Below are 23,026 nucleotides of genomic sequence, written 5' to 3' on the forward strand. Positions count from 1 at the left end.
AAAACGTATTTTTACTTTAGAAAGTATATGCTATGGCAAAACCATTGATCTTAGTTACCAACGACGACGGAATTACAGCACCAGGCCTGCGCATGTTAGTATCTATTATGAAAACCATTGGAGAGGTCGTTGTAGTGGCACCCGATAGTCCGCAATCTGGAATGGGACATGCCATAACCCTAGACAGTACTTTATATTCTAAAAAGCTAACCATTGATTTGGATAGTGAAGGCATAGACGAATATAGTTGTAGTGGCACACCGGCAGACTGTGTTAAATTAGCATTGCAAGAATTACTGCCAAAAAAGCCCGATATATGCGTTAGCGGTATAAACCACGGTTCTAATTCTTCAATAAATGTAATTTATTCTGGCACTATGAGCGCAGCAATAGAGGCCGGCATTGAAGGTATACCTGCCATTGGTTTTTCACTTTGTGATTATACTTGGGAAGCTGATTTTTCTCAAGCACAGGATTTCATTTTCACAATTGTATCCCAAGCATTAAAAAATGGAATCCCTAAAGGAACGGTCCTTAATGTTAATATCCCTAAACTAAAGAAGAAGAAAATTAAAGGCATAAAAATTTGCCGACAAGCAAAAGCAAATTGGAAAGAAAAATTCGATAAACGAACCAATCCAATGGGCAAGGACTATTATTGGTTAACCGGTGAATTTCTTTTATTGGATAAAGGGGAAGATACAGATGAATGGGCATTGGCAAACGGATATATTTCAGTTGTCCCTACCCATTTCGATTTAACCGCACATCATGTAATTCAAGAGTTGAATTCCTGGGACTTATAAAATATTAAATAACAATTAAGTTCAACTATTATAAATGAACACCAAAAAAGAAATTATCATTGGCTTTCTAGTAGGCATCATAGCCAATACTATTGGCACATTATTATACATACTTCTATTCTCGGACTTAAGTATTTTTGAAACTTATGAAGCTGCTGTAGCACAAGGGCACGTTGGAAGCCTTTTGGCATTAGGCGCCATTTTAAACTTAATTTCCTTTTTTGGTTTTTTAAGAATTAAAAGAGACCACAGAGCAAGGGGTGTTTTAATGGCTACTATTTTAACTGCATTTTTAATTCTTTATTACAAGATTTTTTAAAATGAAATATTACATTATTGCAGGTGAAGCTTCTGGTGATCTACATGGTTCTAATTTAATAAAGGCATTGAAGAATCAAGATAAAAATGCCAATATACGCTGTTGGGGAGGCGATTTAATGCAACAAGCAGGTGGCAATTTAGTTAAGCATTACAAGGAACTAGCATTCATGGGGTTTTTAGAGGTTCTTATGAACTTAAATTCCATTTTTAAAAATATTAAATTTTGCAAACAAGATATTGAAGCATTTAACCCCGATGCCATCATTTTTATTGATTACTCTGGTTTTAATCTAAGAATTGCAAAATGGGCTAAGGAAAAGAACTATAATACCAATTATTATATCTCTCCACAAATATGGGCTTCTAGGGAAAGTAGAATCGAAAAAATTAAGGCAACAGTTGATCACATGCATGTAATACTGCCTTTTGAGAAGGAGTTTTATGAAAAAAAGCATGACTACCCCGTACATTTCGTTGGACACCCCTTGCTAGATGCTATTGAAAACAGACCAGAATTAAATGAATCGTTATTTAGATCCACATATGGCATTGACCCTAACAAGCCTGTTATAGCCCTTTTACCTGGAAGTCGTAAACAAGAGGTTCAGAAAATGTTGTCATTAATGCTTTCATTAACTAATTCTTTTTCTGAATATGAATTTATAATTGCTGGTGCTCCAAGTTTAGACAAAGAATTTTATACCCCTTTTCTCAAAGATGCCAACGTAAAGTATGTACAAAATAAAACATATGATTTGTTATCTATTGCAACTGCAGCGTTAGTTACTAGTGGCACAGCAACTTTAGAAACTGCACTATTTAAAGTGCCACAAGTTGTTTGCTATAAAGCTAATTGGTTTTCTTACCAAATAGCTAAGCGGATTATAACTTTAGAATATATTTCCTTAGTAAATTTAATAATGCAGAAAGAAGTAGTAAAAGAATTGATACAAGATAATTTTACGAAACAAAATCTCAAGAAGGAACTGGGTTTAATTTTAGATGGTAAAACTAGAACTAAACAATTGGCTTCTTATGATGAGCTAATCTCTAAGTTGGGAGGGTCTGGAGCCAGTGCACTGGCTGCTTCATTAATAATTGAAAACACTAAAATTAACTAGGTATTACATTTTTATAAAATAATTATCTACTTTTAAAGTTCAGGTACTAAAGAGTACACCTTGTGTTTATGCGTATACTACCCTATTTTATTATAGCATGTTTACTAGCTAGTTGTGGTTCAAGTAAAAAAACTACTAGCACTGATAATCAACGAAGAATTTCTGTTGCAGCCGCGGATAACGCCAGAACTGGAAATAGTACAGTTTCAGAACCGAGCAAGTCGTCCGAACCCAAAATTCCAAAAAACTTAAGTGATTCTAAAGCTGAACAAATTATAAATACAGCGCTATCTTACTCTGGGGTTCGATACAAATTTGGAGGCACTACAACAAAAGGCATGGACTGCTCTGGCTTACTATATGTTTCTTTTGGAGAGCACGATGTTAAATTACCAAGAACCTCATTTCATATGGCTGAAGAAGGTCATAGAATAACTGTGAAAAATGTGGAGAAAGGGGACCTTCTTTTTTTCAAAACCAGTAGAGGCTCTAAACGTATTAACCATGTAGGTATGGTCGTAGGTACAAATAACGACGAAATTACATTTATTCATGCCTCTACTTCTAGAGGTGTTATAGTATCTTCATTACGCGACGGATTCTGGAACCAAGCTTTTGTAAAGGCCACTAGAATATTATAAAATGAAACTCTTAGCGTTTATTCCTATAAGATTAACGCTACTACTGATTGCCGGAATATTAATTGGCCGTTTTTTTTCTTTCCATCTTACTTACCTCCTTTACGCTACAATTTCTCTTTTTGTCTTATTTGCTACGGTATTTGTATTTGAAAAAAATACAAAAACTTTGCTTTTTGGTATTAGTGCAGCCCTAGCATTTATTACACTTGGCATCTTTTGCTATACAGTATCACAGCCTATTAACAACACAAATCATTATAGTAAATTACATAATTTAGAAAGTGCTGAATGGACGTTAAAAATCAATGAAATATTAAAACAGAATAATTTTGCAAACCGTTATTATGCCACGGTTAAAAGTTGTGACGGTAAAAAAATAAGCGGTTCTATTTTAATTACAATCCCAAAAGATTCAATTAGTCGCTTATTACAAATTGATGATGAAATAGTAACCTTCTCAAAAATTGAAAATATTGACCCACCCCTAAATCCGCATCAGTTTAACTATAAAAAATATTTACAAGACTTAGGTATTTATCATCAAATGCAAATAAGTTCCAAAGAGTTTATAATAACACAAAACCAAAATACCACTTTAATAGGAATAGCTGCTAAAGCACGAAATTATATTATTAATAACCTGAAAAAGGAAAATTTTGGTCCTGAAGAACTGAGTGTTGTTCAAGCATTATTGTTAGGTCAACGTTCAGACATTTCTGAAGAAACATATAGTAATTATCAAAAGGCAGGTGCCGTGCATATTTTAGCCGTTTCAGGATTACATATTGGTATTCTTCTTATACTTATCCAGTTTTTATTAAGCCCCTTTAAAAATATCCCCAATGGCAACACCATCATCTTAATACTGTCAGTCTTTTTTTTGTGGGTATTTGCTTTTATCGCAGGGCTTTCAGCTAGTATAATACGGGCAACTACTATGTTTACATTTGTAGCATATGCACTTTACTTAAATAGACCTAGCAATACGTTTAATATTCTAGCGCTATCCATGCTTTTTATCCTGCTATTCATTAACCCTAATTTATTGTTTCAAGTAGGTTTTCAAATGAGTTATGCCGCGGTTTTTGCTATACTTTGGATATTCCCTATACTACGAGACTTGTGGTTTCCTAAAAATAAAGTAGTACGCTATTTTTGGCAATTGCTTTGTGTAAGCATCGCTGCACAATTAGGGGTTTTACCCATTAGTCTTTTTTATTTTCATCAATTTCCTGGACTCTTTTTCATCTCTAATTTAATTGTTGTACCTGCGTTGGGAGTGATTTTAGGTATCGGAATTTTTGTTATTTTTCTTTCCGTTTTTAATCTCTTACCTGTTCAACTCGTTTGGCTTTATAATAAAATTATAGGTGTAATGAATAGTCTTATTGCCTGGGTAGCAGAACAAGAGCATTTTATTTTTAGTTCAATTTCTTTTGATTTTAGCCAGCTTATTTTATCTTTCCTTGTTCTTTTTTTAGGTATTAATCTGTTTTATAAATTTTCTAGTAAACGAATTGCATTATTTCTAATTAGTATTATTTGCTTTCAAGGTTGGGCCATTTATCAAGAATATAACGCAAATAAGATTACAGAAACCATAGTATTACACCAGTCAAGAAATAGTATTTTATTAAATAGATACGGTAAAAATTTATCCATCTTAAATAGTCAAACAAAAAATATTGACTATTTAATTAATGATTATAAAACGGCTGAACGAATACACTCTGTTCTTTTCGATTCCTTAAAAAATAGTTATACGAAAGAAAAAATGTCACTTCTTATAATTGATAGTACTGGCATTTACCCAAAAGAAAAAACGGATAAAATTCTTTTAACACATTCTCCAAAAATTAATCTTGAAAGAATAATCGACAGTATTCATCCAAAAGAAATTATTGCCGATGGCAGCAATTACAAAAGTTATATTGACCGATGGAAAACGACTTGTTTAAAAAACAAAATCCCTTTTCACTATACTGGTGAAAAGGGAGCTTATTATTTTGAGTAAACTAATTTAATGTACTTTTCCCATTAATTTTTTAATGATAGGAGAAGCTAAAAGAACAAGAGCTCCAGCACCTAAAGCATATTTAGCAATAAGCATAAAACCATCTGTATACACGGTTAAAGTTTCAAAACCTCCCACATTTTTATCTGTACTTTCAATGGCCAATTGCTTACCAATAAAACCTACAATCTGAAATGCAAATGCGGATGACAAAAACCAAACACCCATTATAAAAGCAATCAATCGCATGGGCGCCAAATCTGTCATTTTAGACAAACCTACCGGTGACATGAATAATTCACCTACAGATAATAAAAAATACATAAGTAACAAATATGCAAAAGGAACCAGTCCACTATCATTTGCACTACCTCCACTTATTGCTAAAACATAAAAACTAATACCAGCAAAAAGCAATCCTAAGCCAAATTTATACGGTGTTCTAGGGTTCCAATTCTTTTTGCTTAACCACGTCCACATCATAGAAATAGGAATAGCCAAAATAATAATGAACATGGAATTCAATGAGTTCGTTTGGGCTGCAGACATAATACCCTCTAAATCAATATTTCTTGCAGCAAATAAGGTAATTACACTGCCCGATAATTCATGAAAGCCCCAGAAAATTGTCATAAAGAACGTAAGTAATACGGCTACAAAAAGTTCTTTTCTTTCCTTACTATTTGCCTTGTACATCTCAAAAGCTAAATATGCAAGAACAGCAATGCCAATACCGGTAAATATTACATTTACAATATTTTGGTCAGCAAACATCCCATCTGTTGCAATTGCTTTATAAGACGATAACAGTAAAGCAATTAATGGCGCTGAAAGTACCGCTAAAACAGGCACAAGAATTCCTTGTTTAATACCAAGCACCTTTTTTTCCAATACATGCTCATTTGGCGGCAATCCTCTATCTCCAAAAACATTTTTCTGAATTCCTCTCCAAAAAACAATTAAGCCCGTTAACATACCTATACCTGCTAGGCCAAAACCATAATGCCAGCCATATGTAGCCGCTAGCCAACCGCATAAAAGAGGTGCTACCCAACCACCAATGTTTATACCCATATAAAAAATGGTGAAACCAGAATCTTTTTTAGGGTCGCCTTTTTCGTATAGCGTACCAACAAAAGTGGAGATATTAGGTTTAAAAAATCCATTGCCCACTATAATTAATGAAAGAGCTAGAAAGAAAGCCATATTATCTTCTATTGCCAAAACGAAGTGACCAATAGACATTAAAATACCCCCTAAGAAAATGGAATTTCGCATTCCTAAAATCTTATCTGATAATTTTCCTCCGATAACTGTAGAAGCATAAACTAATGATCCATAGGAGGCATAAACAGCTGCCGTTGCATAATCTCTTTCCGCTAATGCTTGAAAGATTACATCGATCATGTAAAGCGTTAGTAACGCCCGCATTCCGTAGAAACTAAAACGCTCCCATAACTCTGCAAAAAATAAGTAAAATAAACCCTGTGGGTGCCCAAAAATCTGTTTTTGGTCTGAAATATTAGTACTTTCAGTCATAGTTCAATAAGTTTGATTATAATTTTTCTTTTATGAAATTGGTCATTTTATTATAGAGATGAATTCTAGTATTTCCACCGTAAATGCCATGATTTTTATCTGGATAAATTCCCCAATCGAACTGCTTGTTTGCCTGTATTAAAGCTTCAATCATGCGCATAGAATTTTGCACATGAACATTATCGTCACCCGAACCGTGTATCAATAGGTAATTGCCTGCTAATAATTCTGGATAATTGAATGGGGAGTTATCATCATATCCATTCGGATTTTCAGCTGGTGTACGCATAAAACGTTCTGTATAGATAGTATCATAAAAACGCCAAGATGTTACTGGAGCTACTGCAATTGCAGTTTCAAAAACATCATTTCCTCTAAGTAAACAGTTTGTGGACATATGCCCTCCAAAGCTCCAACCCCAAATACCCGTTCTATCTTCATCAATATAAGGCAATTCACTTAATTTTTTTGCAACTGCAATTTGATCTTCTGTTTCATATTTCACCAAGTTCATGTAGGTGACCTTCTTGAAATCACTTCCTTTAAAACCGGTGCCACGACCATCTACGCAGGCAACAATATACCCTTCCGATACCAACATTTGATGCCAATAATCGTTTGCTCCCATCCAACTATTCGATACATTCTGAGAACCAGGTCCACTGTATTGATACATTAATAACGGATATTTTTTTGAAGGATCAAAATCTTTAGGCTTAATCATATACATGTTAAGATCATTTCCATTGATAGCAATTGTAGAGAATTCTTTTGGACTAACCACATAGCCTTCTAACTTCTTCAATAATTGGTTATTTTCTTTTATATCTTTTACTTTCTTACCGTTTATTGCTTTATGCAAAGTATATACCGGTGGCATTTCTGCACTGGAATAGGTGTTGATAAAATAGGTGAAGTCTGTGCTGAATGAAGCATTATTTGTACCTGCGTCAGTAGCTAATGCCTTTTTATTATCACCTCCACTACCAATGTTATACACTCCTCTATTTATAGAACCATTTTCTGTAGACTGATAATAAATTTTATCTTCATTTTGATCATAACCATAATAGCTAGTTACTTCCCACTCACCTTTAGTAATTTGGTTCATCTGCTTACCATCTTCGTTATACAGATAAATATGGTTCCATCCATCCTTTTCACTTGACCAAATAAAGCTATCGTCCTCTAAAAAAGTAAGATTATCTGTAATATCTACATACGCTTCATCTTTCTCTTCCAACAAAACTGAAACTTCTGCATTTTTTGCATTAACCGTATACATGGTTAAATGATTTTGATGCCTGTTCAAGGTCTGTACGCTAAGCATATCCTTATGGTTTTTCCATTTAATACGCGGTACGTAATAGGCGTTATTTATATTAATTTGAGAAATAGCGCTACTTGCTACATCCAATAAATGCAATGTTACTATGGAATTGTTTTCTCCAGCCTTTGGGTACTTGAATACATAAGGTTGTTGATACAACCCTGTACCATATACATCCATAGAAAACTCTGGTACATTCGTTTCATCAAATCGTAAAAACGCAATTTTAGAACCATCGGAGTTCCATTCAAAAGCGCGCACAAATGCAAACTCTTCTTCATACACCCAATCGGTTACTCCGTTAATAATTTTATTTTTAACCCCATCTACAGTTACTTGTTTTGTAGCTCCTGTAGTTACGTCGAAAATATAAATATTGTTATCTCTTACATAAGCCACTTGTTTACCATTGGGAGATAACATTGGCTCCTGAATTTTAGTATCACTAATGCGAACTACATTTTTACTTTCAATGTCGTACACATAAAAAACACCTAAAGAAGAACGTCTAAATATTGGTTCTACTTCTGTAGATAGTAAAATCTTTTTTTCATCGGCACTAAAACTATATGCCGAGAAAAAAGGTATATCAACCAAATCTGCCGAAGAAACAATCGTAGCTATTTTTTCTAGTGTTTTATAGTCGTACTTATCTATTGTAGAAGATTGATTATTTCTATTTATGTTGAGAACCGTATACTGGGTACCATTATTCATGGACCTTAAAGCATCCATACCTTCCGTTCTAAATTCACCTTGATAAATATCTGTTACTTGAATTTGTTTTTGTTGGGCCCAAGTACATATACTGAAAGCAATTAACATCAATGTAAATAAGTGTGTTTTTCGCATAAAAATTAGATTTTTGTTAAATCTCTCAAGTTTACCACTATTTCCTTAAAAAACCACATATTACAGCGAAAAAGAAACGGCTTTAACGCTTTAGCCTCTATATTAAGGTTCACCGCAATATGCTTATATTTACTCCATTAAAAATTACATAGCTTTTTAAATAATTGCTATAAAGAAATATCAACCTTTAGAAGAAAGTTATACCTAAATGACTGAGCCAATTAGTGGTTTTTCCAAACTTACAAAAGAACAGAAAATAGATTGGGTTACTAAAAATTACACCCAAAATGTAGCACAATCAAAGAAAATATTACAAACCTACTGGAATGAAAATACCAGTATTCAGCAACTGCATGATGAGTTTATAGAAAATACACTTTCTAATTTGTATGTTCCATTAGGTATTGCCCCTAATTTTCTCATTAACAACAATCTTTATGCCATACCTATGGCCATTGAAGAAAGTTCTGTTATTGCTGCCGCAAGTAAGGCCGCAAAATTTTGGTTAAAAAGAGGTGGATTCAAAGCTAAAGTCTTAGGAACAGAAAAGGTTGGTCAAGTACATTTTATTTTTAAGGGTGATACAAATAAACTAAACTTATTTTTTAAGTATTTAAAACCAAAATTATTTACCGCTAGTGCGTCGCTTACGGAAAGTATGGAAAAAAGAGGGGGTGGAATTACTGATGTTGTTTTAAGAGATAAAACCGCAGACTTAGACCATTACTTTCAATTGCATGCAACGTTTCAGACCAAAGATGCTATGGGCGCTAACTTCATTAATAGTTGCTTAGAACAATTTGCGGCCACACTAAAATCTGAAGCAGCCTCATTTAAGGAATTTACTTCTGAAGAAAAAGAAGTTGAAGTTGTAATGAGTATATTATCTAATCATGTACCCAATTGTATTGTCCGTGCTGAAGTCAGTTGCCCTATAAATGATTTAAAATTAAGCAGTGAACTTTCTCCGCAGCACACGGCCGAAAAAATTATACAAGCAGTAAAAATAGCCCATATAGAACCTTATCGTGCCGTTACACATAATAAAGGCATTATGAATGGCATTGATGCTGTTGTTTTAGCCACAGGTAATGACTTTAGAGCCATAGAAGCCGGTGTGCATGCCTATGCCTGCAGAAATGGTCAATATAGTAGTTTAACCCATGCAGAAATCAAAAATGGTATTTTTAAATTTTGGATTGAATTGCCACTTGCGCTAGGAACTGTTGGTGGATTAACCAATCTCCATCCACTTGTGAAATTGAATTTAGAAATTCTTCAGAATCCCTCTGCTGAAGATTTAATGCAAATAATTGCTGTTGCAGGACTGGCTCAAAACTTTGCCGCGGTTAGCTCATTAGTTACTACCGGAATTCAAAAAGGACACATGAAAATGCATCTCTTAAATATCTTAAACCAACTGGGGGCAAATGAGACGGAAAAATTTGAATTAGTTGAATTTTTCAAAACCAATGCCGTAACCCATAGAGGCGTTGAATTACAACTTAATATTCTAAGGAAGTAAATATGTTTATATGACCAACAAATTTTATAGCAACGGAAAACTTTTACTTACTGGCGAGTATGCAATTCTAGATGGTGCTATGGGCTTAGCTTTGCCTACAAAATTTGGACAGACATTACAACTTAGAAATAAAAGCACAGAAACTATTCACTGGTATGGTGTTGATGAAAATAACGATACTTGGTTTTATGCCGAATTTTCTAAGGTCGATTTTAAAACTGTAACAACAACTGATGAAGCTACTTCAGATAGATTAAAACAGATATTTATAGAAACTAAACGTTTGAACCCTGATTTCTTATCGAAAATATCTGAAAATAGTATTATTGAAACTAAATTTTCTTTTCCAATGGACTGGGGATTAGGCACATCTTCCACTTTAATAGCCAATATGGCAACGTGGGCAGATATTAATCCGTATCAATTACTAGAAAGTACATTTGGCGGTAGCGGTTATGATATAGCATGTGCCACGCACAACACTGCAATAACCTATCAAAGAAATGGCATTGAACCCAGGGTTAATGAAGTTAATTTTAATCCTGATTTTAAAGACGAGTTATTTTTTGTTTACCTAAATCAGAAAAAAAATAGTAGAGATGCCATTAGTACCTACAGAAATTTAGATTTTAATAAAGTAGCGTTTATATCCAAGATTGATACCATTACTGAAAACATCCTGGAGTGTAGTACACTAACCGAATTCGAAAACTTATTGAACGAACACGAGGCTATTTTATCGGAGACACTACAAATCCCCACTATTAAAGACACTTTATTTTCTAACTACCCCAGAACAATTAAAAGCCTAGGTGCTTGGGGCGGAGATTTTGTACTAGCCACAGGAACGGAAGAAGACATGTTATATTTCAAAAACCAAGGATACAAAACCGTTCTCCCCTATTCAAAAATGATACTATAAAAAAGAGCATCTAAAATAGATGCTCTTTTTTAAATAAATCTTAAATTAACTACTAGTAAAAAGTAGCTCGTTTATCTTCAATTTTAGCCGCATCTTTCAAAGCATTATATACAGACGTATTTACACGACCAGCTGCTGCTGTTTTTAATCCGTTCGCATAAACACTATAATTATCTAATTTAGGAGCTTCCGTTTTCTTAACGATTTCAATTTTGAAGATACCTGTATTTCCTTCAATTAATCCAGAAGTAGCTCCTGCAGCCATGCCGTAAGCAGTACCTACAACAACTGGCTCACTACCAGCACCAGGAATAGTTGGTGACTTAACCGTAAGCGCCGACGCATTTGATACCGTTACATTATTATCAGAAGCAATAGTACTCATATCTTTTCCTTTATTAGCCGCCATTATTTGAGCCGCTTTACGCTCTCTTCTAATAAGAGGAAGAACCAATACCGATGCATCTTCAGCACTCATTACCCCTTCTGTATAAATTCCTGTAAGCTGCACAACGGCATACCCATTATTGATATTAAATCTCTTAATATCCCCAACTTCGGTATCTCCATTGAAAGCCCATTGTACTATATTTCTTTGATTTGTTAACCCTGGTAGATTTTCATCTAAGGCTTTTATCTTATTAACGGGACGAACTACATATTCATCTTTCTTTGCTAAAGTTGAGAATGCACTTTCATCATCGGTTGTTTCCATTTCAAACTTTGTAGCCTTAGTGAACAACGTATTGATAGTTTCTTCTGATGCTACTATTTCTCTTGAAACTGTTGCAATCTGTACTACATCTTCCTTGTCATCTATTTTAATTACATGAAATCCAAAATCGGTTTCTACTAAACCTATTGCATCTACATCATTATTAAAGGCAAAATCATTGAATTTAGGTACCATTACTCCTCTTTGGAAATACCCTAAATCTCCTCCTTGTGGTGCTGAAGGTCCGTCTGAATTATCTCTTGCCAATTCTGAAAATACCACGCCAGATTTTTTAGCTTCTTTCAATAACTCTTTTGCTTTCGCTTCAGCTTCTTCTTTAGTTCTAGTCACCTCAGGATTTGCCCTAGTAGCACCAGTATAGGCCAATAATATATGACTAGCTTTTACAGACCCATTAGATTTTCGACCAATCATTTTAGAAATCTTATAAGAATCTCCATCTTTATATGGTCCGTAAATTTGGCCTACATTTAAACTCATAAGCGTATCTGCAACACTAGAAGGTAAATTCTTTTTAGCCTTATAAATGGTATCAAATTTAGTATCAGAATTCCTGTCTAAAAAAGCGGTCACATCAGTGGTGTTGCGAAACCCTTTTATAGTATCGTTACGATCTGTTTGATTATTGTATTCAACAGTATCCTCTAAAAGTTTAGTAATCGCATCTTTTATGGCCGACTCGTCAGCTGCTGAAGGTTTTTCCTCAAAATAAACATATTGTAAATCTCTTGCAGGATCTTGCTTATATTCTTCTTTATGGTCATTTACATAATCAGCAATTTCGCTTTTAGTTACCGTAATAGTACTATCCGCTATTGACGAATAGGGTACTCTTACGTACTTAATATCCATTTTCTCATTTGCCAACTTATAATCTAACTCTCCTTCTTTCAACGTTGCACCTACGCCAGACTTTACCATGTTAAAATAAGTCTGTTCTTTTGCTAACTGAATGATTTCATTTTCAGTTTGTAACCAAGCTTCATATTGAGCTGGGTTATTCACTTTCCAATCTGCAACAGTTTGTTTAAAGATATTAGGATCAAACTGCCCATTTTGATTTTGAAATTCAGGGTTTTGAGCATACCCGGTAGTACGCAGAAAATCAACAATTTGATCTTGCTCTATACCAATACCTAAATCTTCAAATTGCTCCCCTAGCACATACTTTCTAATTGTATTATCCCATACTTGGTTAACTACCTGCATAGATGAAGCTGTTGGACCAACTCTTCTTGAAGCGGTTTCAACTTCTTGTCTAAATTCATCTATAGAAATATCCTCTCCATTAATTTCCGCAACGGACGAACCTACTTTTTCACCTCCAAAATTGCTACTGGTAAAAACACCAGAAATAACAAATGCAAAAAGCGCTAAACCTATAATTAAGATCAACACCGTGGTGCGTTTTCTTATATTTTCTAATACTGCCATTCTAATTAACGTTTAAAATAATCGTTTGTGGTTATTGGGAGGCAAAACTACCATTTTTAATTGAAATAATAAAAACTAAAAAGCCTCCTATTTTAATGATTGATACATCGTTATTCTTCTGCCAAAAGTTCTACGGACACTAAATCTATTTTAGTATTGGAAACTTCTAACACCGTAAATTTATAGTGCTCTATAACAAGCTCTACTTCTTTATCTGGTATTTCGCCCAATGTATGTACCAAAAGCCCTCCTAAAGTCTCGAATTCGTCTGATACAGGTAAATTTAATTTGTAATTTTCGTTGATGTAATCTACTTCTAAACGAGCTGAAAAAAGAAAATTTCGATCATCAACCTGTTCTTCTCTTAAATCGGTAGTATCATGTTCATCTTCAATTTCACCAAAAAGTTCTTCTACAATATCCTCAACAGTAACCAAACCGGAAGTTCCACCATACTCATCTAATACAACGGCTATACTTTTACGCTTCTTCATTAGTGTATTTAGCACATCTTGTATCAACATAGTTTCTGGAACAAATTCTACGGGCAATAAAATACTTTTAATGGTCTTTGGTTTCTTAAACAATTCGTAAGAATGTATGTACCCTATAACATTATCTACGGTATCATTATAGACCAAAATTTTAGAATACCCCGTTTCGGTGAAAATTTTTGCTAAATTCTTCGGCGTTTCGTGCATTTCAACAGCCACTATTTCGGTTCTAGGCACCATTACCTCACGCGCTTTTACGGCGGCAAATTCCAAAGCATTCTGAAATATTTGAATTTCGGTATCGACCTCATCCTCAGCCTCTACAGTTTCCATTTGCTCCGTTATATAATCACCCAATTCTAATTTACTAAATGCCAACTGCACTTCGTCTCCAGAGGTTCTAAAGATATACTTCAGTATTAAATCTGAAATCCAAATGATAAAATCCGAAATAAATGAAAACAAAATGTAAAATAAAAACGCAGGTATTGCCAATAACTTCAATAAACTATTTGCATAAATCTGAAATAGAACCTTAGGCAGAAATTCTGCAGTAATTAATATTACAAATGTTGAAATTAGGGTTTGAGTTAAAAGACTAAATTCTGTAATCAAAATCTTTAAAATTGCATTTTCAGGTGCCATTCCTGTAAACCAATTCATAAGAATTTCACCCATAAACAAGCCATAGATAACCAATGCTATATTGTTACCTATTAACATGGTAGCTATAAACTTTGATGGTTTTTTTGTAAGCCTAGTAAGCACCATAGCTAAAAAACCATCTTGCTTTTTCTCTATTTCAATATGTATTTTATTTGCAGAAATAAATGCAATCTCCATTCCTGAAAAGAAAGCCGAAAAAATTAATGAGAGAATTATTATAATACCAGCTGTACCCACTATTGGTTTTTATTATCACGCTTTCGCTGTTCAAATTTTTTCCTATAATTTCTTCTAAATAAAAACATGCCTAAAGAGACTGCCGCAAAGAAGAAGTAAAAATATACCTTACTGTCTTCTGAACTCCAATCAGAATTCCAATCTGTAAAAATTTTATAAATTGAAAAACCTGCTACTATAACATATATATACTCGGTATACCTTAAAATATTAATCATTTTCTTCTTCTTTATCTTCTTTTATCATCATTAGACCATACGTTTTGTGTGCATTTAAAAACTTAAGGTCTCTTTGAATATCCATACCTTCACCATCCATTACAGTACCATCATCTGGATTGGTAAAGGTAAACTTCTCTTGTGTAAATGCCCATTGATTATCACGATCATAATACAATTGGGTGGTTTCTAATTTTTTACCATCATCACCCATTATGCGCACATTACCTTGCAAATCTACAATAGAAGTAGCGGAATACAATACTCCATAATCTGCCTCTATCGTAGTTTTTTCATTTTTTTCATTAAACATTTCCACCAGCAAACCTTCTGGAAATGTTTGATATGGAAAAGAAAGTTGGTCAAAATCATTACGAATAGGCCCCGACAATATCGCCAAAACCTTAGAAGACCCAACATCTTCCGCATCTAATTTATCTGGTGTTTCAGTATAGGTAAGCACAAAATCCTCTACTACTCCACGAGGGTAAATTTTCTTAGCAGCCTCATCGCCTACTCGCTTATAATTATCGTTACAAGATAAAAAAAGCATTGCCGTGGTACATACCATGGCAATGCTTTTGTAATTAAAGATTTGTATCATTTTTACTATAACGATGGCACTTTTACACTACCACCAGCCCAACAAGAAAAAGAAACTGTTTTGCCAGCCATACCTGAACTGAATATCATTTCTTTAGATGGTGCTTTTGCACTATAGCTATTTGCAGCTTGACTTGCAGAACCACTCAAAGAAGGATCTACTCTTCCCGCTTGTCTAGCCATATCCGCTGCTTTCCAGTAAATAGCTCTTTTTTCGAAAGGAGTGCTTCCACAATCGTTGGCACTCGTAGCATAAAGATTAGCAATCAACAAATAAGCACGACCGTTTGCAGGGTTTGCATCAATAGCTTTCTGTGCATAACTACGAGCAGTAGACTTGCTACCTTTTCTTTTGTTGATGACAGCAACTTTATAAGCTATCTTAGATTTTTTGTCATTATCGGTCTCCAAAGACAATGCTTTATCGAAATCTGCAAGTGCTGCTTGCGTATCACCGTTTTTCATTTTTAAAGTTCCACCATATACATATGCATCAGCAGATGGATCTAGTTTTAATTGAGCTTCAAATAATTTCTGGAACATTGGATCATCTGTACATTCTTTATTGAACATAAGTCCTACCGCTCTTTTTACCCAAACAACATCACCTTTTTTCTCCTCAAAACTCTTTTCATATAAAGGAATAAGATTTCCACAATCCGCCAAAGGACCTAATTTAGAATCTATACTACCTGCAATCTTACCATAAACCTCAGAATAAGAATTGTAAGATTTTAAACGAGATTTTTCTTTTGAAGTCAATGTACCCGCCTCTTCTTTAGGAAGCAACTTTGCTATTTGACCTGTTAATTTTTCGTTTTCGCCTTCTATTTTTTCGGTTACAGCATCATATACATCAAATACTTCTTGCAAATCTTTTGAACCTGCCTTATTTAGGTCCACCAAACTTGAAAAATAAATGTATAATGCTTTTGGATTTTTAAAGTTAGCCTGATCCTTTGTGAAAGCATCACTTAACATACCGTACATTTCAGCATCGTCGGCCATTTTATTATCATACTTTACCATCGCCTTATCTACCATGGTCTCACCGATTGAAGTCTTAGATGCAAAATGCTTTAACTTATTGTCATAAAGACCCATCAATTCATTGACAAACTTTCCCTTGTCAGCAGCTGATGCCTTTTCTATTTTATCATTAAGTATACGCTCACCATAAACATAGATAGCGTTATTTAGCTGAGGACAAGTTTCATAAACCATTTTCCATGGCTCATACGCAGCCTCATAATTTTTAACTTTTGCATGTTCAGAAAATATGGAAAGATTCGTCATACATTCAGGATTTTGCGCCTGTGCATTACTTACCCCCATCATTCCTAGGAACATTATTGCCGTGAAGTAAAGTTTCGATTTCATTTTTTTCTCTTTTTAAAGTGGTTAATGTACTAAATTTTTATTAATTGATTTTTCTTTTCTGGAACCAACGATCATTTAATGAGAGTCCTACATTAAATTTAAAATAACTCTCTTCTATTAAGTTAGCCCTTGTAGTTCCTTTTTTTCCAAATTCAAAACCTAAATTTAGATTCGAGAAACTTCTACCCAGTGGTAAGCCTAATCCAAAAGTTATGCCAAAGTTATTTATATCAACATCATTGACCAGCATCCCTGTTTTATCCAAACGTAATCCTGCACGGTAAGTAACTCGTTTAAAGTAATTTGTGAATGAATCGTGGTCTGGAGTAAAAAATGCTCCTAGGGCATATGAACTTGCATCTTCATACTGTACACTATCCGCGCCTAAAAAAGTATTTTCAAAAGCACTCATACCTTGAAAACTATATTCAGCACCTACGAACCACTTTAAGTCTTCTCCATAACCAATACCTAATGTTGTTGTGGTCGGAATCTTCAACTCTGTGTTTCTTAGATTTTGAGAAGCTAAATTAACTTCTACCTCTTCTATATTATTACCGGTAGCAACTGAAAACGAACCTATTTGTCTATCATTTTCCGCAACTAGATTTCCTTGCGTATTTATGCGTACAGACGAATGAAATCTATATTTATCTTTTATAATAGGAGTATAATTTAAGGCATAATTAAAATCGAACCCATTAATTCTAGAAGTTCGCCTATCGAAAGTCCCAAATTGAATTCCATCTATTTGCTGTAAACGTTCACTTTCTAATGTGCCAAAATTAAAATTAATAGTTGCTCCAACACTTAAGTCTTTTATAATCTCGTACCCTACAGAGTAAAAAACCCTATTTAAACCACCTTGACCGGCATAAAGATTCGTTAAAGAACCTTCTGCTGTAGTTTTCTCATCCATTAAATTATAGCCTACAGAAGTATAGGGCATAATTCCAAATCCCATACCAAGCCCTTTACCAACACTAAAACCTAATGCTAAATAATCGAAGCTAGTTATTGAACTTTTCTCTTCTTCGAAGAAACTTTTTAGTTGATATTGTTTATTAGATACCCCAGCGGTATAGGTCACAAGACCTTCTTTATCCATAATCTGCAATCCAAGTTTACCGTAAGCTGCCGGGTTATTTAAATTAAGATGGATACTATCTGCGTACACGCCAATGCCTCCCATCATTTGATTTTCTACCGTACTTACGTTCTTTAAATCACCAATTCCAAAAAAAGAATAGGGAGAAACGGTACCATCTTGAGCGTACATTCCTATTGTGGATATGTATACAATTGCAATTACAATTTTTTTGATCATTTAGTGCTTGTTGTATTCTAGCAAGTAATTAAGCCCTTTCAGGAGAAATTTAGAATCCGCAAATATGGTATTTTTTAATCGTTTAGACAAAAATAGTGCATCACCTCCTGTTAAAATAATTGTTAAATCTTTAAAACGACCTTTATAAAGATCAATGACACCGTCTATTTCATGGCTTACCCCATAAACTACACCACTATGTATACAATTCTCTGTTGTATTCCCAATATAATCCAAAAGCTCTTTTTTTTCGAGTAAAGGTAACTTTGCGGTCTGATCGTGCATGGCGTTATATCTCATTTGCACTCCTGGCGAAATGGCTCCTCCTAAATACTCATCAAAATCATTGACCATATCATAGGTTATACAAGTACCTGCATCAATCACCAATATATTACTATGTGGTTTATAATAAAAAGCCGCCGTTGCCAAAGCCAAACGATCCACACCCAATGTTTGTGGTGAGGCATATGAGTTCTTAAATGGAACTTTTGAAGCATTTGAAAGCTCATAAAAATCACAAAAAACAGCCATAATATTAATTTGCTCCTTAGAAAGCGAACCAACACTAGAAATTATTGCTGATTTTATTTGGGGGAAATCTTTGAACGTTTTCTTAACTGCCTCCACAAAATCGTACGTAGCAACAGTCTCTAAATGAATGATTTCCGCTTTTTTAAATATCGCCAACTTTACCTTGGTATTGCCGGCATCAATGATCAAATTCATGTTACAAAGATTAAAAATTAAAAAAACAATTCGCTTTTTTTGTGAATTAGTTTGTAAATCATAAAATTGAAATTATATTTGCAGCCGCTTACAGCGACATGGTGCCTTAGCTCAGTTGGTAGAGCAATGGACTGAAAATCCATGTGTCCCTGGTTCGATTCCTGGAGGCACCACAATAAATCCTTACTTAACCGTAAGGATTTTTTTGTTTTAATACCTATCTTTCAAATTACGAAAATATATAGGTTGTGTTACAAATTAGCAAGGACAGTACATTTATTTCTATTCAAAATTATCTAAACTCTAAAGACTGGCTGAAAGACAATGAGCAAATCAATGGTATTTCTAAAGCTGGCGAGGGTAATATGAACGTAGTTCTGCGCATTACTACAAATCTTCGATCTTTTATTATAAAACAATCTCGACCATTTGTTCAAAAATACCAGAATATTCCTGCACCAATAGAACGTATTGCAGTTGAAAACACATTCTATAATGCTATTCAAGATAATACTATAAACGCACACCTACCTAATATCATTGGTTTTGATGCCGAAACCTATATTCTTGTGATGGAAGATATAGGCGATTGCGATGACATGACTTTTATTTATGCGCAAAAACATATTAGTAACAAGCAGTTTAAAACACTCATCAAAATTAGTCATCAAATACACAGTACTACACCGCCAAGTAGTTTTCCTGACAATTTTGAAATGCGCAAATTAAATCATCAACACATTTTCATATTACCCTATTTACTGGATAATGGCTTCTCTTTAGATGATATACAACCCGGATTACAAGAATTATCCATGGCCTACAAAAACAATAATTTACTTACTAATGAAATTACCCGTATGGGTGAAAAATACCTTTCTAAGGGCGATACGCTGTTACATGGTGATTACTATCCTGGTAGCTGGATGTCTAAAAACGAGCATATATACATTATCGACCCCGAATTCGGATTCGTAGGTTTTAAAGAATTTGACCTCGGTGTAATGGCAGCCCATTTAGTTATTGCTACGCATGATATATCTTACATTGAAAAAATTGAAGATTATTATCCTGCTAAAATTGATGCGCATTTACTCAAAAAAATTGCCGGAATCGAGATAATGAGAAGATTAATTGGTTTGGCTCAATTACCTATTAACAAAACTCTTGAAGAGAAAGATGCATTATTAACAATGGCCAAAAATTTAATTTTATTATGAGGTACGTATTATTTCTACTTTCTGTTTTTTTGGTCGGTTGTAAAAATGACACCAAAAAATTTGATATTCCTTCACCAACCCTAAGTAACTATGAAGTTAACTCCACTCAATTAGCTGATTCTGTTTATTACGACAAAGTTCTTGGTGCATTAGTTGGTTCAGCAATCGGCGATGCCATGGGTGCTTCTACAGAAATGTGGCACCGAAGAGACATACAATTATCCTATGGCTATATTAACGGATTAACACCTGCACTACGTGAACAATCGCCCGAAGGCACATGGGAACATAATCTATTAGCGGGAGCAACTACAGATGACACCCGCTGGAAAAGCTTGATGGTCAATTACTTTAAAACCCATAACAACAAAACATCTCCCGAAAATTTCACGAATCACATTATTGAATATTACAACAACTTAACAAAATCTCTCGCCAATAAAGACATACAGTTAAGCACCGATGCATTAGATATACAAATTGAAAAAATAGATTGGATTAAAGAATGGGCACAAGTAGCTATGGCTTACAAAAAAGACCACAACAGCTATCAAAAAGCACAAAATCGTTTTTACGGCGGAGAAATGTCTTGTGCCGGGCAATTGTACTCCCCCATGTTGGGACTCATTTCTAACGCTCCTGTTGACGCTTATGAAAAAGCTTACAGCCTAAGTCTTTTTGACATTGGCTATGCTAAAGATATCACTGCACTGGTTTCTACCATGACTTTTATGGCAACGAGAACACAAAGCCTAGATTCTATACTAAATGCCCCTAAATTTGTAGATCCTATTGGGTATGCAGATAGTAGATTGGTAGGTAGAATACCAACAACCATCTTAAACAACGCTCAAATAAATGTTCGTCGCATAAATGAACTAGTTATAGATTCTCTTTTATTAAATGATACATTAATTTATAAAGTACCCAAAGGGTTTAAAGGTTCTAAAATAGATTGGATCCGTCAAGAAATGCTATATAGACTCTTAGAAAAAGACGAGCGTAGTATTGCATTCCATTCTGCCGAAATATGGCAAATTTTAGTAACCGCCCTTGAATTCGGACAAGGAGATTTTGAAAAAACAATGCAGTTTATTATAAACTACGGTCGCGATAATGATACGGTTGCCGCCGTTGCAGGTATGATACTTGGAGCCAAATTAGGCTATAAAGCATTACCACCTAAGCTAGGAGAAACCATAATAAAAGTTAATAGAGAAAATATGGGTATAGACCTAGAAGTCTTAGCACAAGAAATGACTACTCTAAAAGATTAATCCCAAACTCGTTCTACTTTGTGCTCTGTAAAGTCTTCTATTTTCAACTCTTCATCGGAAGTATTTACAATAGTTATCGCCCTAAAAAATTCAGTCGGAAATATTTGATTCGTCATCACATATTGACCGCCGTTTATAAAAAGCTCCAGAGAGGAGTGATCTAATAGCATAACAATCTCGATAGTCCCTTCAGGTATATTCGGAATTTTCATTTGCTGTACGCCAGGAGAAAATTTTTCGCTAAAATCAACCTTACCCGATTTTCTTCTATCTAGGGTTACTATCTTTTTTTCTCTATCAATATCGATACTTAAGCTATCGCCGTTTTTATTCCTAAAATATAGTTGAGTGTTTGGAACAGGTAAGGTGAATTGAATTTTACTTTGGTTTCCATACTTAATAGGAAGAATTCTTTTTCGGGTAGGTGAAATTTCAATAACACTTTCAGGGTAAGCCAACGCCACATGCTTTTCAAAATTTTGTAACGGATAGTTAAATAAGGCCACCTCATCGCCAACTTTACGCAAGCTCAATTTTCTTGGTATTGTCATAGCGCTGCGCCACTTTTCCGTCGGTGTATCGCGTGCATAGTCCCAATTACTCATCCACCCTACAAATATACGTTCGTTATTTGGGGCATCGTTATAGGTTACCCCTGCATAATTATCCCTACCTAAATCTACCCACTTGTGCTCTATTTGTTCTGTTGTAAAGGTGGTACCGTCAAAATCTCCTATAAAATATTGTGTTCCACTACCTCCATTTGGTGCACCGGGATTTATACTGATCAAGAGCACCCATTTTACCTCATCGGTACCTTCAATTTTTAACGGAAATAAATCCGGGCATTCCCAAACTCCACCATGTGCTCCCGGCCCTTTACCAAATTCACTCACTTTTTCCCATTCCTTTAAATTTGGTGAATTCCATATTTGCAAATGGTCTCCCGCTACCAAAAGCATAGTCCAAATCTCAGCCTTATCGTTCCAAAATACTTTGGGATCTCTAAAATCTTTAATTCCCGCATTACCAATTACAGGATTACCTTTATACTTGGTCCAGCTATCACCATTATCCAAACTATAGGCGATGCCCTGGGTTTGAAAATCTTTTGTACCAGCTTGCTCACCAGCCATATCATGATAAGTGAAAATTGCCACTATTGCTGTCTTTTCTTCAGTGCCGAATCCTGATGTATTATTATGATCTACCACCGCACTACCAGAGAAAATATATCCGTTTTTATCAGGAAAAAGTGCCACCGGCTTATGCTTCCATTTCATCATATCTTCACTTACCGCATGTCCCCAATGCATAGGTCCCCAAACCGTACTATCTGGATAATACTGATAGAACAAATGATACACCCCATCATTATAGACCAAACCATTGGGATCGTTCATCCATTTTTCTTCTGGCGTAAAATGATATTGAGGTCTATACTTTTCAATATAATACCCGGTAGGAGCAACCTCTATTTTCACCAACTTTGGTTTTACTTCTTGCTTACAACTGAAAATTATAACAACCGTCAATAATACAAATACTTGTAAGCCTTTATTTTGCAAAATTTTAACCATAAACTCACTTTTAAACTGGTACTTCTTATATGTTAATTATAGTATCTTTGTAAG

19 protein-coding genes and 1 tRNA gene are annotated in these 23,026 nt (G+C 34.5%); 10 read left to right on the forward strand and 10 right to left on the reverse strand.

Features of this window, described 5'->3' with window-relative positions; all coding sequences use genetic code 11:
• Positions 1 to 32 precede the first annotated feature (32 nt).
• The 5 genes from surE (at position 33) to BTR34_RS05930 (ending at position 4,903) form a co-directional block, all read left to right on the forward strand.
• A complete protein-coding gene (gene surE / locus BTR34_RS05910; protein WP_068487384.1) occupies positions 33 to 806 on the forward strand; it encodes a 5'/3'-nucleotidase SurE in 774 nt (257 codons plus the stop codon).
• Between the two features lie 34 nt (positions 807 to 840).
• Positions 841 to 1,125, forward strand: coding sequence for a hypothetical protein (locus BTR34_RS05915; protein ID WP_068487386.1), 285 nt, complete (start codon positions 841 to 843; stop codon positions 1,123 to 1,125).
• 1 nt (position 1,126) lies between these two features.
• On the forward strand, positions 1,127 to 2,248 hold the full coding sequence (lpxB, locus tag BTR34_RS05920) for a lipid-A-disaccharide synthase (protein ID WP_068487387.1): 1,122 nt from the start codon (positions 1,127 to 1,129) through the stop codon (positions 2,246 to 2,248).
• A 68-nt stretch (positions 2,249 to 2,316) separates the two neighbouring features.
• On the forward strand, positions 2,317 to 2,889 hold the full coding sequence (locus BTR34_RS05925; RefSeq protein WP_068487389.1) for a C40 family peptidase: 573 nt from the start codon (positions 2,317 to 2,319) through the stop codon (positions 2,887 to 2,889).
• A 1-nt stretch (position 2,890) separates the two neighbouring features.
• A complete protein-coding gene (locus BTR34_RS05930) occupies positions 2,891 to 4,903 on the forward strand; it encodes a ComEC/Rec2 family competence protein (protein WP_068487391.1) in 2,013 nt (670 codons plus the stop codon).
• Positions 4,904 to 4,909: 6 nt separating this feature from the next.
• Here BTR34_RS05930 and BTR34_RS05935 read toward each other — a convergent pair whose 3' ends face one another.
• Together BTR34_RS05935 and BTR34_RS05940 are read right to left on the reverse strand one after the other, a co-directional pair.
• A complete protein-coding gene (locus tag BTR34_RS05935) occupies positions 4,910 to 6,442 on the reverse strand; it encodes a peptide MFS transporter (protein WP_068487393.1) in 1,533 nt (510 codons plus the stop codon).
• A gap of 16 nt (positions 6,443 to 6,458) precedes the next feature.
• Entirely contained in the window at positions 6,459 to 8,624 is a 2,166-nt protein-coding gene (locus BTR34_RS05940) for a S9 family peptidase (RefSeq protein ID WP_068487394.1), read from the reverse strand.
• A gap of 208 nt (positions 8,625 to 8,832) precedes the next feature.
• On the opposite strand from BTR34_RS05940, the gene BTR34_RS05945 reads away from it, so the two are divergent.
• Together BTR34_RS05945 and BTR34_RS05950 are read left to right on the forward strand one after the other, a co-directional pair.
• Positions 8,833 to 10,149: a hydroxymethylglutaryl-CoA reductase, degradative gene (locus BTR34_RS05945; protein ID WP_068487397.1), complete on the forward strand. Its 1,317-nt coding sequence runs from the start codon at positions 8,833 to 8,835 to the stop codon at positions 10,147 to 10,149.
• A 10-nt stretch (positions 10,150 to 10,159) separates the two neighbouring features.
• Positions 10,160 to 11,071: a GYDIA family GHMP kinase gene (locus BTR34_RS05950; RefSeq protein WP_068487398.1), complete on the forward strand. Its 912-nt coding sequence runs from the start codon at positions 10,160 to 10,162 to the stop codon at positions 11,069 to 11,071.
• Between the two features lie 52 nt (positions 11,072 to 11,123).
• On the opposite strand, the gene BTR34_RS05955 is transcribed toward BTR34_RS05950, so the two are convergent.
• The 7 genes from BTR34_RS05955 to BTR34_RS05985 all read right to left on the reverse strand — a co-directional run bounded on the left by BTR34_RS05955 (position 11,124) and on the right by BTR34_RS05985 (position 18,895).
• Positions 11,124 to 13,241: a peptidylprolyl isomerase gene (locus tag BTR34_RS05955; protein WP_068487401.1), complete on the reverse strand. Its 2,118-nt coding sequence runs from the start codon at positions 13,239 to 13,241 to the stop codon at positions 11,124 to 11,126.
• Between the two features lie 110 nt (positions 13,242 to 13,351).
• Positions 13,352 to 14,638, reverse strand: a complete 1,287-nt coding sequence (locus BTR34_RS05960) for a hemolysin family protein (RefSeq protein ID WP_074472115.1) — start codon at positions 14,636 to 14,638, stop codon at positions 13,352 to 13,354.
• The gene (locus BTR34_RS05965) at positions 14,638 to 14,856 is read right to left on the reverse strand and encodes a hypothetical protein (protein WP_068487403.1); all 219 of its coding nucleotides are present in this window, start codon (positions 14,854 to 14,856) and stop codon (positions 14,638 to 14,640) included. Before BTR34_RS05965 ends, BTR34_RS05960 begins: the two co-directional genes overlap by 1 nt.
• Positions 14,849 to 15,460: an LPS export ABC transporter periplasmic protein LptC gene (lptC, locus tag BTR34_RS05970; RefSeq protein WP_068487405.1), complete on the reverse strand. Its 612-nt coding sequence runs from the start codon at positions 15,458 to 15,460 to the stop codon at positions 14,849 to 14,851. The genes BTR34_RS05965 and lptC overlap by 8 nt, the downstream gene beginning before the upstream one ends.
• A 5-nt stretch (positions 15,461 to 15,465) precedes the next feature.
• Positions 15,466 to 16,839, reverse strand: coding sequence for a tetratricopeptide repeat protein (locus BTR34_RS05975; RefSeq protein WP_068487407.1), 1,374 nt, complete (start codon positions 16,837 to 16,839; stop codon positions 15,466 to 15,468).
• Between the two features lie 40 nt (positions 16,840 to 16,879).
• Entirely contained in the window at positions 16,880 to 18,166 is a 1,287-nt protein-coding gene (locus BTR34_RS05980; RefSeq protein ID WP_068487409.1) for a hypothetical protein, read from the reverse strand.
• Positions 18,167 to 18,895: a type III pantothenate kinase gene (locus BTR34_RS05985; protein ID WP_068487412.1), complete on the reverse strand. Its 729-nt coding sequence runs from the start codon at positions 18,893 to 18,895 to the stop codon at positions 18,167 to 18,169.
• 100 nt (positions 18,896 to 18,995) lie between these two features.
• Between BTR34_RS05985 and BTR34_RS05990 the strand changes: the two genes are divergently transcribed.
• From BTR34_RS05990 to BTR34_RS06000, 3 genes are all read left to right on the forward strand, one after another.
• A tRNA-Phe gene (locus tag BTR34_RS05990) sits at positions 18,996 to 19,068 on the forward strand.
• A 75-nt stretch (positions 19,069 to 19,143) separates the two neighbouring features.
• Positions 19,144 to 20,115, forward strand: coding sequence for a phosphotransferase (locus BTR34_RS05995; protein ID WP_068487414.1), 972 nt, complete (start codon positions 19,144 to 19,146; stop codon positions 20,113 to 20,115).
• Positions 20,112 to 21,392: an ADP-ribosylglycohydrolase family protein gene (locus BTR34_RS06000; RefSeq protein ID WP_068487415.1), complete on the forward strand. Its 1,281-nt coding sequence runs from the start codon at positions 20,112 to 20,114 to the stop codon at positions 21,390 to 21,392. The genes BTR34_RS05995 and BTR34_RS06000 overlap by 4 nt, the downstream gene beginning before the upstream one ends.
• Here BTR34_RS06000 and BTR34_RS19210 read toward each other — a convergent pair.
• Positions 21,389 to 22,972: a glycoside hydrolase family 32 protein gene (locus BTR34_RS19210; RefSeq protein ID WP_068487416.1), complete on the reverse strand. Its 1,584-nt coding sequence runs from the start codon at positions 22,970 to 22,972 to the stop codon at positions 21,389 to 21,391. The two genes, BTR34_RS06000 and BTR34_RS19210, sit on opposite strands and share 4 nt — an antisense overlap.
• Positions 22,973 to 23,026: the final 54 nt, after the last annotated feature.

Origin of the sequence: Maribacter hydrothermalis (genome assembly GCF_001913155.1) — a bacterium.
Classification (GTDB): Bacteria; Bacteroidota; Bacteroidia; order Flavobacteriales; family Flavobacteriaceae; genus Maribacter; species Maribacter hydrothermalis.